At 40.7% G+C, this 14,748-nt stretch carries 14 protein-coding genes and 1 tRNA gene; 11 read left to right on the top strand and 4 right to left on the bottom strand.

All coding sequences use genetic code 11. The annotated features are described in order from the left end of the window. Positions 1–5 precede the first annotated feature (5 nt). The 3 genes from hflC (at position 6) to L3V38_RS14525 (ending at position 3,144) form a co-directional block, all read left to right on the top strand. Positions 6–884 (top strand): protease modulator HflC, encoded by an 879-nt coding sequence (gene hflC / locus L3V38_RS14535; RefSeq protein ID WP_130151531.1) that lies wholly within the window; start codon positions 6–8, stop codon positions 882–884. A gap of 225 nt (positions 885–1,109) precedes the next feature. After that, positions 1,110–2,423, top strand: a complete 1,314-nt coding sequence (locus L3V38_RS14530) for an adenylosuccinate synthase (protein ID WP_130151532.1) — start codon at positions 1,110–1,112, stop codon at positions 2,421–2,423. A 112-nt stretch (positions 2,424–2,535) separates the two neighbouring features. Then, the gene (locus L3V38_RS14525; protein ID WP_130151533.1) at positions 2,536–3,144 is read left to right on the top strand and encodes a tetratricopeptide repeat protein; all 609 of its coding nucleotides are present in this window, start codon (positions 2,536–2,538) and stop codon (positions 3,142–3,144) included. A 42-nt stretch (positions 3,145–3,186) separates the two neighbouring features. On the opposite strand, the gene L3V38_RS14520 is transcribed toward L3V38_RS14525, so the two are convergent. After that, positions 3,187–5,046: a sodium:proton antiporter gene (locus L3V38_RS14520; protein ID WP_237119842.1), complete on the bottom strand. Its 1,860-nt coding sequence runs from the start codon at positions 5,044–5,046 to the stop codon at positions 3,187–3,189. 914 nt (positions 5,047–5,960) lie between these two features. On the opposite strand from L3V38_RS14520, the gene proB reads away from it, so the two are divergent. Further along, positions 5,961–7,067: a glutamate 5-kinase gene (proB, locus tag L3V38_RS14515; RefSeq protein ID WP_130151535.1), complete on the top strand. Its 1,107-nt coding sequence runs from the start codon at positions 5,961–5,963 to the stop codon at positions 7,065–7,067. Then, positions 7,064–8,311 carry a glutamate-5-semialdehyde dehydrogenase gene (locus L3V38_RS14510; protein WP_237119841.1) on the top strand — a complete coding sequence of 416 codons (1,248 nt, stop codon included), beginning with the start codon at positions 7,064–7,066 and terminating at the stop codon, positions 8,309–8,311. The genes proB and L3V38_RS14510 overlap by 4 nt, the downstream gene beginning before the upstream one ends. 153 nt (positions 8,312–8,464) lie before the next feature. Here the strand turns inward: L3V38_RS14510 and L3V38_RS14505 are convergent. After that, positions 8,465–8,540, bottom strand: a tRNA-Ala gene (locus L3V38_RS14505). Positions 8,541–8,706: 166 nt separating this feature from the next. Here L3V38_RS14505 and L3V38_RS14500 point away from each other — a divergent pair. Next, on the top strand, positions 8,707–9,093 hold the full coding sequence (locus L3V38_RS14500) for a hypothetical protein (protein ID WP_130151537.1): 387 nt from the start codon (positions 8,707–8,709) through the stop codon (positions 9,091–9,093). Beyond that, entirely contained in the window at positions 9,094–9,594 is a 501-nt protein-coding gene (locus L3V38_RS14495) for a prolyl-tRNA synthetase associated domain-containing protein (protein WP_130151538.1), read from the top strand. Here the strand turns inward: L3V38_RS14495 and L3V38_RS14490 are convergent. Continuing rightward, entirely contained in the window at positions 9,561–10,697 is a 1,137-nt protein-coding gene (locus tag L3V38_RS14490; RefSeq protein ID WP_237119840.1) for an MFS transporter, read from the bottom strand. The genes L3V38_RS14495 and L3V38_RS14490 overlap by 34 nt on opposite strands. 233 nt (positions 10,698–10,930) lie before the next feature. Between L3V38_RS14490 and L3V38_RS14485 the strand changes: the two genes are divergently transcribed. The 4 genes from L3V38_RS14485 to L3V38_RS14470 all read left to right on the top strand — a co-directional run bounded on the left by L3V38_RS14485 (position 10,931) and on the right by L3V38_RS14470 (position 14,003). Beyond that, positions 10,931–11,470, top strand: a complete 540-nt coding sequence (locus tag L3V38_RS14485) for a DUF2058 domain-containing protein (RefSeq protein WP_062567186.1) — start codon at positions 10,931–10,933, stop codon at positions 11,468–11,470. A gap of 126 nt (positions 11,471–11,596) precedes the next feature. Beyond that, on the top strand, positions 11,597–11,920 hold the full coding sequence (locus L3V38_RS14480; RefSeq protein WP_237119839.1) for a c-type cytochrome: 324 nt from the start codon (positions 11,597–11,599) through the stop codon (positions 11,918–11,920). A 130-nt stretch (positions 11,921–12,050) separates the two neighbouring features. Then, positions 12,051–12,818 (top strand): class II aldolase/adducin family protein, encoded by a 768-nt coding sequence (locus L3V38_RS14475; protein WP_054552449.1) that lies wholly within the window; start codon positions 12,051–12,053, stop codon positions 12,816–12,818. A 9-nt stretch (positions 12,819–12,827) separates the two neighbouring features. Next, on the top strand, positions 12,828–14,003 hold the full coding sequence (locus L3V38_RS14470) for a mandelate racemase/muconate lactonizing enzyme family protein (protein WP_062567189.1): 1,176 nt from the start codon (positions 12,828–12,830) through the stop codon (positions 14,001–14,003). Positions 14,004–14,036: 33 nt separating this feature from the next. On the opposite strand, the gene L3V38_RS14465 is transcribed toward L3V38_RS14470, so the two are convergent. After that, a complete protein-coding gene (locus L3V38_RS14465) occupies positions 14,037–14,732 on the bottom strand; it encodes a hypothetical protein (protein ID WP_237119838.1) in 696 nt (231 codons plus the stop codon). Positions 14,733–14,748: the final 16 nt, after the last annotated feature.

Below are 14,748 nucleotides of genomic sequence, written 5' to 3'. Positions count from 1 at the left end.
GCAAAATGAAAAATTTTAGTTTAGTAATACTTGCCCTTGCGGTTGTTATGTCTTTTTCATCTATTTTTGTCGTACAAGAAGGTGAAAAGGCGATTGTATTGTTGTTCAGTAAAGTGCAGAAAGACAGTAATGACACAGCAGTAGTTTACGGCCCCGGCTTGAACTTTAAAGTGCCATTTTTCAGTCAAGTACGCCGTTTAGATGCACGTATCCAAACATTAGATGGTGCACCTGATCGTTTTGTTACAAGCGAGAAAAAAGACTTAATTGTTGATTCATACGTGAAATGGCGTATCAACGACTTTAGTGCATTTTACCTACGTGCTCGTGGTGATAAGCAGTATGCTGAAACGCTATTAAAGCAAAAGGTGAACAATGGTCTACGTACTAACTTTGGTTCTCGTACCATTAAAGAAATTGTTTCAGGTGAGCGTAGTGAGCTTATGGAAGAAGCGTTAGTACAAGCTTCTGAAAGTGCGCAAGAGTTAGGTATTGAAGTACTTGATGTGCGTGTTAAGCAAATTAACTTACCACAAGAAGTCAGTAGTTCAATCTTCCAACGTATGCGCGCAGAGCGTACTGCTGTGGCGAAAGAGCACCGCTCTGAAGGTCAAGAAAAAGCAGAAACAATTCGTGCTGAGGTTGATCGTCGCGTAACAGTTATGCTGGCAGATGCCGAGCGTAATGCGCGTACTGTACGCGGTCAAGGTGATGCAGAAGCGGCGGGTATCTATGCCAATGCTTATAACAAAGATGCTGAGTTCTTTGGTTTTGTGCGTAGTCTCGAAGCTTACAAGAAGACCTTTAAAGATAAGCAAGATGTTATGGTTATCTCTCCAGATAGTGATTTCTTTAATTACATGAAAGGGGCAAATGCCCAGTAATTAAACATCTGATGATGAAAGCCCTGCACTTTTGCAGGGCTTTTTTATTTCAGTTCTAAACTAATTTCTACGGGTTATAGATTTATAAGCCCCTGTTCTGGCTGTGGTTGTTTTAGTGAGTATGATGATAAAAAGCCGACCGCAGAAAAAATAAGCTAAACGGGGTGATCTTTCACCTCGTTTTCTGGTAAAATCTCGTCCTAATTTTTTCTAAGTGAATTTGCAATGGGTAAAAACGTTGTTGTACTAGGCACCCAATGGGGTGACGAAGGTAAGGGTAAGGTAGTTGACCTCCTTACAGACAAAGCATCTTTAGTAGTTCGTTATCAAGGTGGTCATAACGCAGGCCACACTCTGGTAATTAACGGTGAAAAGACGGTTTTACACCTTATTCCATCGGGTGTATTACGTGACAATGTTAAGTGTGTGATTGGTAATGGTGTTGTTTTATCACCAGAAGCGTTGATGAAAGAAATTGGCATGCTAGAAGAGCGTGGCGTGCCTGTGCGTGAGCGTTTATTAATTAGTGAAGCGTGTCCGCTTATTTTACCTTTCCACATTGCATTAGATTTAGCCCGTGAAAAAGCACGTGGCGATAAGCCAATTGGTACTACAGGTCGTGGTATTGGTCCAGCTTATGAAGATAAAGTAGCACGTCGTGGTTTACGTGTTGGCGATTTATTCAATCCTGAATTATTCGCGAGTAAATTAAAAGAAGTATTGGAATACCATAACTTCACGCTAGAGCATTACTACAAAGTAGAGCCAGTTGATTTCCAGAAGACATTTGATGATGCAATGGCTATTGCTGATATCTTAAAAGCAATGGTTGTTGATGTAACTGAGCTACTTGATCAAACGCGTTTAGCGGGCGACAACATCTTATTTGAAGGTGCGCAAGGTACATTGCTTGATATCGACCACGGTACTTACCCGTATGTAACATCATCAAACACAACGGCTGGTGGTGTAGCAACAGGTGCTGGTTTTGGTCCATTACACCTTGATTACGTACTAGGTATTATCAAAGCTTACACAACTCGTGTGGGTTCTGGTCCTTTCCCTACAGAGCTTTACGATGGTCTTGATAAGCAAGACTCAGTAGGTAAGCACTTAGGTGAGAAAGGCCATGAATTCGGTGCAACGACAGGTCGTTTACGCCGTACTGGTTGGTTAGACGCAGTGGCAATGCGCCGTGCGGTTCAAATCAACAGCATCTCAGGTTTCTGTTTAACTAAACTAGACGTTCTAGATGGTTTAGAAACTTTAAAAATCTGTACTGGTTACCAGTTAGAAGATGGCACAGTAACGAACGTTACGCCATTAGCTGCTGAAGGTTACGAGAAAGTAACGCCAGTATACGAAGAGATGCCAGGCTGGTCAGAAAACACAGTAGGTGTAACCTCAGTTGATGAGTTGCCTAAAGCGGCACTTGATTACATCAAGCGTATTGAAGAAATCACGGGTGTTCCAGTTGATATCATCTCTACTGGTCCTGATCGTGTAGAGACTATGGTATTACGCAACCCGTTTGCATAATCATCATAAATACTAAAAAAGCTGCTTCGGCAGCTTTTTTTGTGCCTAAAATTCACTCTGGAATGATATTTGTATATTATTTGCTAAGACTGACTTTATTTAAGTGATTTTGATGCGTGTTTTATTGCCCTTAACATTACTCTTTTCAAGCCTAAGTATGGCTGAAGAGCCTATTTCTGCGGTACCTCTGTATACAGAGAGCGAGCTAATTGGGCTTATTAATAAAAATACACATTTAGCACGTGTGAAGGCAGATGATTGCCAGTTAGTACAAGATATTGAAGCGCGAGCCAATAAAATGGCGCTACCATCGTATCAGTTCCTGTATGGCGATATGCTGGCCTATGCAGTCTGTGTTGATCGTAACGTAGAGCTGGGTGTGTATTATATGCGTCAAGCTGCTGAGCAAGGGTTAGCAGCCGCATTAGAACAACTTGGCCGCTATTATGATGTTGGGCGGTTGGTTCAGCAAGATAAAGCCATGGCCGTGACCTATTTGCGTGAAGCATCTGCACAAGGCAACTTAAAAGCACAAATGCGCTTAGTTAAGCTATTCAACCAAGGATATGGTAGCCCAAGAGACTATGAAGATGCCTATCGTTGGTTGTTTCACTCTATGGTTGCAGATAAAGCGCAGCATAAAAAAGTCGAGCAATTACTAGCAAAACTTGCGCAAAAAATGCCTGATAGTGTGGTTCGGCGCGCACGTTTACCTATGTAATTTAAACTGCTAAAAATAAGGCCAGCATATGCTGGCCTATTATTATTTATCTTCTTTTTTATCTTTATTTTTGCTCTGGTTAGGGTCTTTAAGAACCGATAACTTGGGTGGTTGTAAAGCAACGATGCGCTCACCTACTTGTGGTGTTTTCTCCATATTTGTAGTAAATGGTCTAATACGAACAGGAGAGTCGTCATCATCATCTTTTTCACCGTTTAAAATAAATAACGGAATAGCTTCACTATTAACTTCTTTATATTGCTCCCAGCTAAACTCATCTGAAATGCGTGTGGCACTCACTTTACCGCCTTTGGCAATTAGACTGCTTAAACGTGCATATGCGCCATTGTCACCAAATAGAATCTGGCGAGACAAAAATGTTGCGCTATCTTTGTTTGCTTTAGCGTGGTTAGTTGAAGAGCGAAGAGAAAATACATCCTTTTCATCTAGCAAATGCGAGAAATACTGCACACCCAATGCATTATGGTGACGGTTTGGTGAAAGTGCTAAAACACTACGAATGGTTGTTAAGGGTAAATAACGTTCGGCATGTTCAGACTGTGGATTACCATAGTAACAGGGCAGGCCATCCATACGCGCCATTTTACAGTTCTCCCATGCTGGATCAGAAAGATGCACAGGAATATTCTGTTCTTTCAGTCCACATGCTATGGCACGTGCAACATGGTTTGCACCAATAATTAAAATAGTATTTGGCGCGGGTTGACGCACTTTTAATAGTTTAGCCAGTGGTGTAGCTGTCAGGCTCTGCAGTACAACAGTGACGATGATTACCGTGAAAATCAGCGGCACGATTTTCTCTGCGTCTGCGATACCTGCTTCAACCATGCTCAGTGCAAACACTGAGCCCACAGCGGCTGCGACGATACCTCTTGGTGCTATCCATGAAAGTACAAGGCGAGACTTTAATGGTAGGTCTGAGCCGATAGTTGAAATAGCGATACATGCAGGGCGCGCGATAAATAGCACGATAGCTAAGAAAATAAACACATCACTGTGTAACATCATTAAGTCTGAAAGCTGTAAACGTGCTGCAAGTAATATAAATAACGATGAGATTAAGATCATCGATAAGTCTTCTTTAAACTCAAGCACGGAGTCTATTTCTAAGTCATCTTGATTGGCTAGCCAAATGCCAAATACAGTTACAGCCAATAATCCCGATTCATGACTGAGGTGATTTGATACAGTAAAGCTAATCAATACCAATGCCAAAATACCAAATTTATGTAACTCAAAAGGTAACCATTCACGGCGAATCAGTAAGGTTGTTAACCAACCTGCGACTACACCAATCGTTAAGCCAACCCCTAAGGTTTTAAACAAAGCAATAATTGTATGGCTGAATACTTCCCCTTGCCCAACAAGCATAACAGCTTCAAAGACAAGGACTGCGAATAAGGCTCCTATGGGGTCAATGACAATGCCTTCCCACCTGAGGATGCGGTCGATATCTTGGTTAGGGCGCATTGAATTAAGTAAAGGTGCGATAACTGTGGGTCCTGTAACAACAAGCACAGCCCCTAGTACTGCGGCGACTCGCCAATTAAGTTCTAAGATCCAATATGCGCTTAAACTAATAATAATACAGGTGGTTATCATGCCGATGGAGCAGAGATTTCGGACAACTTTTCCTATGCCTTTAAGTTCTTTAAAGTGCAATGTCAGCGAGCCTTCAAAGAGAATGACTGCAACACTCAACGAGACCACGGGGAACAATAAGTCACCCAGAAGGGCGTCGGGTTCAAGAACGCCACTGAAAGGTCCGAGTAATAAACCCGTTAGAAGTAAAAATAAAATAGCCGGTACACGAAACGCCCACGCTACCCACTGTGCTATTACAGAACACAAGGCGATCCCTGCTATATAAATTGCTGACATAGAATGAATTATCCTTTTAGCTTAAGCACCAACATCATAGATAATTGCTATTGATGACGATAAATTGTCGCTGACTTACAAATAAAATTGCTTACCTATTAAAGCTTACTCACCGCCATAGACACAAGAAAACTTATTACTCTAACTACGATTTTAGTCGTTATTAATACTTTTTGGGCTGTTATTGAAAACAAAACTGCCATAAGGTGATGAAAAATTATTAATAATAAAATGTATGCATTTAACTATTTGTTAAGTATGAACTATTTTCTATATTTATGGTAAGTATAAAATTAGTGATTAATATTTGCCCTTGATCTTTCACCTCTTTATACCGTATTATATTTCGTGTTCAAACAATTCGATATCTAAATGATTAACTTTACTTTTCATTAGTAATTAGAGTGTAGGCTCTAAGAAATCAGTTGTTTGCTTTATATATCGTGTTTTATACACTTTGTTTTCTAATTAAATAGAAATGAGCTGACGATTATTCAGTGCGTATTTATTACGAGTTGAATACAATAAAAGTTCATTATCTTATCAATGTTTAGCTCCCATCGTGGCGGCTAAATCTCGGTCATACAATCTACACCCTATCTGTCGGTGTACCAGATTGTATAGGCTCTATGTATGTTGTTATTAATAAAAGCCGCACACAGCTTTTTACAGCGATACATAAACAACACTTATCTTTTTTTATCAACTTATGGTTTATAACCGTTTGGTCTACTGACTGAATAAAAGTTGTGCTATATCTAAACGCAGTCCATGCGCGGACTAGTTGCGTGTGCAGATAAGTGTCTGTGACAAAGTGAGAATACTCAGCACGTTTAGTTTTTCTAAACGTGAGTCTTTTAATCAGCGGCTTTGATGACGCTGAACAGATAGTAAAATGGAAAAGTTGAACAGTTATGCAAAAGTTTAAATGGCGACGTATTGTACTTAAAGTTGGTAGCGCATTGATCGCACCGGAACAAGATGGGTGTCGTTCACGTTATTTATTGACCATTGCGCAGTTCATCGTTCGCTGTCGAGCACGAGGTATCGAAGTGATTTTAGTATCATCTGGTTCGGTGGCAGCAGGTTCGCACTTATTTCCTGAGCAAGAAACTCGCTCGGTAACGATGAAAAAGGCAATGGCAGCTGCCGGTCAAACAGAAATGATGGCTATGTGGGACCGTTTTTTCGACTTCCCTTCTGCGCAAATATTATTAACACACGGTGATTTACGAGACCGTGAGCGTTATACCAGCATTCGTGAAACGGTGTTCACTTTACTCGAACACGGTGTGCTGCCTATCATTAATGAAAATGATACGGTCACTACGGATGATTTAAAAGTAGGTGATAATGATAATTTATCAGCGATGGTTGCAGCAGCAGCAGATGCAGATGCTCTGATGATTTTTTCAGATGTTGATGGTCTTTATGACAAAAACCCGAACTTGCATGATGATGCTCTATTATTACCTGAAATAGAAAGTATCGATGAGTCAATCTATGCAATGGCAGGATGTGCAACCAGTGCAGTTGGTACAGGCGGTATGAAAACCAAGATTGAAGCTGCAGAGAAGGCGACATCGCACGGAATTACAACCTTTATTTTAAATGGTTTCAAAGAAGAAACCTTTAATCGCCTGCTTGAAGGTGACAACCCTGGCACTATTTTTATGCCTTATGAAAAACCAATGCAAGAAGCGGTGCATTGGATGACACACACTGCAAATGAGCAGGGCGAAGTTGTCGTTGAAGGCTCGTTTGATGAGTCTGACAGTCATGAGGATGGGTGTATTCGCAGTGATGAAATTGTTGCGGTGCACGGAGAATTTGGCGTAGGCGATACTATTTTAGTTCGTAGTGACGATGGTACACGTCTAGCAAAAGCAACAGCGAATTACAGTAGCTGTTTATTGAATTTTATTGCTGACAATGAGCAAAGTGAATTTAGCGAAAAAATGCAAGATTCAATCGGCCCCGTTGTTTCAGAGAAAGATATCGCATTATTGGAGAAGTCATGAGTTTAATTACGGATATTTCGAGTCAAGCTGCAAAAGCTGCAACCCAGTTAGCTTTGCTTGATACAGCCACTAAAAATCAAGTTTTAACTGAGATGGCACAGGCGTTACGCGAAAGCAAAGCTTTTATCATCAAAGAGAACGAAAGCGATTTAGCGGCAGCACGTGATAACAACCTTGCAGCATCAATGATTGACCGTTTAACGCTTAACGACGAGCGTATTGAAGCAATGGCTGAAGGCATCGAAGTAATTGTTAGCCTTGATGATCCTGTAGGTCAATTACGTGAAATCTCAGAGCGTCCAAATGGTATTAAGATCAGCAAGATGCGCGTACCACTTGGTGTTGTATGTATGATTTATGAAGCACGTCCAAATGTGACGGCTGATGCAGGTGCCCTATGCTTTAAATCTGGTAATGGTGTTATTTTACGTGGTGGTAAAGAAGCACTACGTAGCTCGCAAGCCATTGCGAGTGTGATGCATAAAGTACTTGAAAAGCATGGCTTGCCTGCTGCATTAATCTCAGTGATCCCAGATCCTGACCGTGGCTTATTAATGGAACTTATGCAGCAACGTGACACAATTGATTTAATCATCCCACGAGGTGGCGAAGGTCTAATTAACTTTGTAACTGAAAACAGTACCATTCCTGTTATTCAACACTTCAAAGGTGTGTGTCACCTTTATGTTGATAAAGAGGCTGATCTGAATGTAGCTATTAACTTGCTGTTAAATGGTAAAACTCAGCGCACTGGTGTGTGTAACGCATTAGAAGGCCTAGTTGTACATCAAGATATTGCTGATGAGTTTTTAAACCTGTGTGCTGTTGTGCTTCGTCAAGAAGGCGTGAAAGTAAATGCAGATGCAAAAGCGGCTGAATATTTTGACAACGCGACAGTGCTTGCTGATGATGAGTTTGGCGAAGAGTACTTAGACTTAGAAATCGCCATTAAGGTTGTGCCAGATTTTGCTGGAGCGATTGATCATATTGCTCAATTTGGTTCAAACCACACAGAAGTCATTTGTACTAAGGACCAAGCTGCAGCAGAGCTATTCCAGCGCAGTGTTGATGCGTCTGTTGTGATGGTTAATGCATCATCACGTTTTTCTGATGGTTCACAGTTAGGCTTAGGTGCTGAGATTGGTATTGCGACCACTAAGCTACATGCTTACGGTCCTATGGGGCTAGAGTCGCTTACAACTGAAAAATACTTAGTGAATGGCGAAGGTCAAATTCGTGAATAATCGCTAAAAAGTAACTACTTCTAAAAGCCGAGCTTTGCTCGGTTTTTTTATGTCTGATATAAAACGAAGACAATAATAAGACTAATTAAATAGCTTAGGTTAAGATGCTTTAAATTGATAATTTGGCAGATTGCCTAAAGAAGAGTAGGAAAGTGGTGGAGCTAAGCAGGATCGAACTGCTGACCTCCTGCGTGCAAGGCAGGCGCTCTCCCAGCTGAGCTATAGCCCCACATTCCTAAAATACAGGATGCTTAAGTCTTGCGTCTCAAGCGGGGTGAACTTTAATTATTTTTGTTTATTTGGTCAAGTGTTTTTTAAAAAATCATCGAATTTTTACCTAAGTCTTTTATTTTTGATAGACTAATGAGCATATATTGTTCAAGGCTTATCCAATAATGAAAAAAATAGCATGGCTTTTGGTTATTCTACTAACGGCTTGCGCCAGTCAAGACGACGCGCCTCCTTTCGAAATTAATAACAAACAGTTTTACGGCAAAAATGATGAACAAGGTAGCAAAATTTTTGCATACGTCGTGTCGGTGAAAGCACAAGGCAGGAAGCCACTAAACCTTGATAAGCCATTAACGCGAAGACAGTTTAAAGATTTTGCCGAGCAAGAGTATTTTGAAGAATCGAGCAGTTTAAAACTGATGCTTGAAGATCAAGCCGTTGAATTATTAAACCAAGAACTTAAGGCGCGAGAGTATTGCAACGATGAGCATATTATTGATGATGTGCTTTGGCGTGACTTAAGTGTACAACTACGAGGACGTTGTTTGTAAATGTATGCAGATAAAACCAAGCTTGCCGCTGCATTAGCTCAGTTAGATATTAACTATGATGTGATTGAGCACCCACCATTACATGGCAGTTTAGATGCTGACAAATTCATGGTTAATAGACCTGGCACGCGATTAAAGAATTTATTTTTGCGTGATAATGAAGGAAAACGCCATTTTTTAGTGATCACAGCGCATGACAAACAATTAGATTTAAAAGCAATAGCACAAATGCAGGGGCTTTCTCGTTTGGGTTTTGCATCCGATGAACGATTAGCGCGTTACTTAAAAGTGCCGCCTGGTTGTGTGTCCATGTTGGCACTGTTAAACGATAAACAAAATAATGTCACACTGTGGCTCGATCAAGAAGTGTGGTTTAACGAACTATTTCATTGCCATCCGTTTGAAAATACCGCGACATGGCTAATGAAAAAAGATGATTTAGAATTATTTTTCGAAAGCACTGGGCATCAAGCCCGTATTGTTTTCTTACCAGCTAAATAAACTAAGCTGAGGCCGACTAAACATACCAACAGCAATACCGCCATAAAGGCAACTTGGCCGTGATGTTGGTATACCAGCCCCGGCAGCAAAGAGCCTAAAGCACCGCCGCTGTAATAAAAAGAGACATATCCACCATTCGTTACACTGGCAGGTGCGCTGCTGATTTTATTTACTAAAGGCGCAGCACTTGAGTGGATCACAAACATTGCGCCACAAAAGCCAGTAAAAGCAATCACAAAAAGTAATAACTGTTGGCTCATCAATAGCACCATCGTCAGGCTATAAAATACAAATACCCAAGTTAGTAAGCGCCAAGGTGTTGATGATTTACGTAATAGCCAAGGTGTCGCTATAGATGCTAGTGCACCAAGCAAATAACCGCTATAAACAAGGCCAATATCTCGAGTATTCGTGATAGCGAAACTGTCTTGCAGGATAAATGGTAGGTAGTTTAGTAATGCTGCAAAGCAAAAAAACATACAAAACACCGCCCCGTAGAGCTTTAATACCAGCGGATCTTTTAATTGTTTTAGATACAATAGCGGTGATTTAGCTGCATGAATACTCGCGCCTTTGCTTGCTTTGGGAATGACGATTGCAAATATGATTAATCCTAACGCAATCACATAATAAAAACTTTGCCAGCTTAAAAAATCAGTAAATAAAGCGGCAAGCATACGACCAAAGTAACCACCGACAATCGTGCTGCCAATATAGAGCGTCATATTATGCTGTAGCTCATCGGCCTGATAAGTTACACCAATGTAGCTTGTCATGGCGGTGAGTGCTGCAGGTAGAGTAACCCCTTGAATAAAGCGTACCAATAGCAATAGCTCAAAGCTTGGTGCGTAGGTGAACGCAACGCAGCTTACAGCTAACACAAACATGGCAATCTTTAAAATTGTTAAGGGGTTTCGTTTAGCTAAAAACAAGCCATACACTAAAGGCGCAATGGCTAACGGCAGCATAGTCGCAGTCATTAAACTGCCAGCAGTGGCAGGTGATACAGAAAAATGGCTGGCAAATAATCCGAGTAAGGGTTGTGGGGCGTATAAAACAAAGAAAATAAATACAGAGCAAAGTAACAAATGTCGCAGCTGCATTTTTAGCTCCCTAAAGATAAAGCATAAGCTTATCGGGTATGGTTTTTTTTACAAGTTAAAAGGCGATTAAGATAATAAATATTGCGTTAAATCAAGGTGTCATGATTTCATCGCGTGTTAATCTCAAGGCGTTAAAGTAGATATCATGGAATCAAGTTGACTCAATACTGTTATTTGTTTGCATAGCTGATTAAAATAGCCTTAATTAGGCATTTTATTATTGGAATTTCGTTATGGGTTCATTACAAGATCAATTACTTAAGGCGGGGCTTACTACTTCGCATAAAGCTAAGGTAGCTAAAACTGAAAAGCGCAAACAGCAAAAGAAAAAAAAGAAAGGCGCCACCAGTAACCCCAGCGATTTACAAAAGCACATTGAGCAAACTAAACTCGAACAGCAAAAAAAAGCAGATGAGTTAAATAAAGCGCGTTTAGAAGAGCAGAAGCAGCGTGAACAAGTTGCACGCGTTAAGCAAATTTTAGAGCACCACAACCAAGATGAGATCCGTGGTGATCGCACTTTCAATTTTACGTACCAAAACAAAGTGAAAGAGTTGGACGTAAATGAAAAAACACAAAAAGCCCTTGCGGGTGGTCGCCTCGCGATTTGTGTTTTAGAAGGTCAGTTTTTTGTACTGGAAGATGAACCAGCACGAAAAGTCGCTGAAGTCAGCGAAGAATATATAGTGTTCCATGTTGAACCTGAAGATAAGCAAAAGGATGAAGATGATCCTTATGCTGATTTCGAAGTACCTGATGATTTAATCTGGTAAATACAGTTACTGTATAGGGTGTTTAAGTTGCGGTAACAATAATGTGTTTTTTTCGGGTGCAATATTCCTAAATCATGGTCTACACTAAAGAAAATGTTTTCTAACCCGTCACAAAGAGAAGATACAATGAGCAAGATAACTAAAATACTATGTGGGGCAAGCTTAGCAATGGCTGCTAGCTTTTCGTTTAACTCAATGGCAGCTGATGGTGCCACACTTTACACAGCAAAACTTTGCCAAACTTGCCATGGTGCAGAAGGTAAAGCACCAATTATGGCGCAATACCCTAAATTAAATGGCCAAAATAAAGAATATTTACTTGCACAAATGAAAGACATTAAGTCTGGTGCGCGTAGTAATGGTATGGCTGCAGCAATGAAAGCAATGGTTGCAAATGTATCTGAAGAAGAAATGTCAGCAATCGCAGACTACTTATCGCAAGTAAAATAATCTTCGTTTGTTATTTTTAAAGGCCACATCAATTGATGTGGCCTTTTTGTATCAGCTATTGATTATCATTAAATAGTTATTTAGACTTCTATACATCTATTTGTGCAGTGTCACATATACAAGGTTTTCCATGTTTGACTTACCAAAACTCGATTTAAAAAATAAAGTATCTGAACAAGAATGGCAGTTACGTGTCGATTTAGCGGCATGTTACCGCTTGGTGGAGCACTTTCGTTGGGGTGATCTAATTTATACTCACCTTTCGGCACGTTTACCAGGTACAGATCATTACTTAGTCAATGCCTTTGGTTTAAGTTTTGATGAAGTGACAGCATCCAACCTAGTTAAGGTTGATTTAGCCGGTAATATTCTTGATGACACGCCGTTTAAGATTAACCCTGCAGGTTTCACAATTCATAGTGCTATTCACGAAGTACGTGATGATGCTCACTGCGTTATTCATCTACACACAAAAGAAACCATTGCTGTGGCAACCCAAGAGAAAGGCCTGTTGCCACTAAGCCAGTATTCAATGTTTTCATTACCTTCATTGTCTTATCATGGCTACGAAGGCTTAGCGGTAAACAGTGACGAGAAAAAGCGTTTGCAAGATGATTTAGGCACCACCAATCACATGCTATTGGTTAACCACGGTGGCTTAACTGTTGGCCCAACAGTCGGTGATGCGTTTATGCGCTTTTATGATTTGCAGCGTGCCTGTGAAATTCAATTGGCGATTCAAGCCAGTGGTCAAACGGCAATCCCTGTACCACAACCTATTATCGATAATATTTATAATCAAGCGAATGTCGTGCACAGCGGCAGCACTGGTGGGCAGCTAGCTTGGCCGGCAATGCTGCGTAAAGCCTATCGTCTTGATCCTAGTTTTGCTCAGTAAGGAGTAACCATGAAAGTTAATCGCGTCGAAGTGTTCGATATTCATTGTCCAGACAGACCTGCTTGGACACCTGTTTTTGTGCGTATTCACACCGATGAAGGTATTAGCGGTGTGGGTGAAGCGGGTCTGGCTTATGATTTAGGTCATAGCGCAGCTGCGGCAATGATTAAAGAAATGGCTGATGCCTTTTTAATTGGTCATGACCCATTTCAAACAGAAAAACTATGGTCACGAATGTTACGCGAAAGCTTTTGGGGTTTAGGTGGCGGGCCTGTTGTGTATGCAGCAATGAGTGCCATTGATACCGCACTTTGGGATATTAAGGGTAAAGCGCTAGGTTTACCTGTTTACCAGTTACTAGGTGGTAAAGTTAACGATAAGCTTCGTACTTATGCATCGCAACTACAATTTGACTGGGATAGTGAATTCAAAGCACTTGTTCACCCACAGGAATACGCAGAAGCAGCACTAAAAGCCATGGCTGAAGGGTATGATGCGGTAAAAGTTGACCCAATCCAGTACGATAAAAACGGCAATACTTATTACGATCGCACTAACATTATTTCTCGCGCAGAAATGAAGCTATATCGCGCGCGTATGCAAGCTATTCGTGAAGCTGTAGGTGATGAAGTTGACATTATTTTTGAATGTCACAGCTTACCTGGCGCAACATCAGCAATTCAAATTGGTGAAATTGCTGAAGAGTTCGATTGCATGTATTACGAAGAGCCAGTGAACTACTTAAATCATTCATTACATGCAAAAGTTGCTGATAAAGTAGCGGTGCCAATTGCAGGTGGTGAACGTTTGTATAACCGCTGGGGTGTGCGCCCTTACTTAGAAGATCAAAGTATTGATGTATTACAGCCAGACTTAGGCTTGTGTGGTGGTTTTACTGAAACTAAAAAAGTGTGTGATTATGCTGATATCTTTGATGTGCGTATTCAAGCTCACGTGTGTGGCGGCCCAGTAGCAACAGCTGCTTCGTTACACCTAGAAACCGCTATTCCTAACTTTTTAATTCACGAACATCACACCTATGCGATTAAAAAGTGGAACCGTGAGCTATGTATTCAAGATCCACAACCTAAAAATGGCTTCTTCCAAGTATCAGAAGAGCCAGGGATCGGTATTGAGCTAAATGATGAAGTTGTTATGCGCTCACAGCGTGTTGAGATAAAGTAAAAGCGTTTAGGTAATGCCCCGTTAATCGGGGCATTACCTGATGACTTCGAGGCGATTGTTAATGTTTAAGATGGCTTCACATTCGGTCGTATCATTAAATGAAACGAGTACAGCTCTCTCTAGCCATGATTCGGGTTCAATAATTTCTCCCCATTTGACAGAACCAAAAGATAGATAAAACTTAAAAGGTGGCACAGGCCACATAAACGCTAAATTAGGTTGGGCATCAACTAAGAATAACCCTGAGCCCGAAAGCCCTATTCCAATACCTGCGGCTATTTGAGGTGATGTAGTTTTTGAGTTAGGTACTTCAGAATCACAGGTGATCGTTATTTGACCATTGTTGCTTTTTTCAAGTTTGCTAAAACAGTAACTTAACTGCTTTTTGTTGTATTGTAATCTCGTACATCCTTTTTCAGGCGGGTTAATGTCAAGGCATTGAGATGCAGCGGCGTTTATTTTAATGTTTTGACTTAATGATGAGAAACTAGGTTCCCTAACATCGCAAACAACACCTGGTTGTAAATGGCTTCCAGGTTGTGACCAAATAACATTGAAGATATCGCTCCATGAAAATCTTACCATTGTATTTGGTTCTGCATATTTGACCATCCATGCCAGTGTATAGAACGAACTATTCTGAGCTTGTTCTTCAGGCAACGTCATAAAGACACAAAAACTCGTTGCATTGCTGGAGTTATTTTTAACTTTTAAAGTATAGTTAGTCATTGCTCTGGCACACCTT

The sequence above is a fragment of the Pseudoalteromonas sp. L1 genome, assembly GCF_021728095.1.
GTDB lineage: Bacteria > Pseudomonadota > Gammaproteobacteria > Enterobacterales > Alteromonadaceae > Pseudoalteromonas.
Note: the sequence above shows the minus strand (reverse complement) of the source record. Positions and strands in the feature narration are given on the sequence as shown.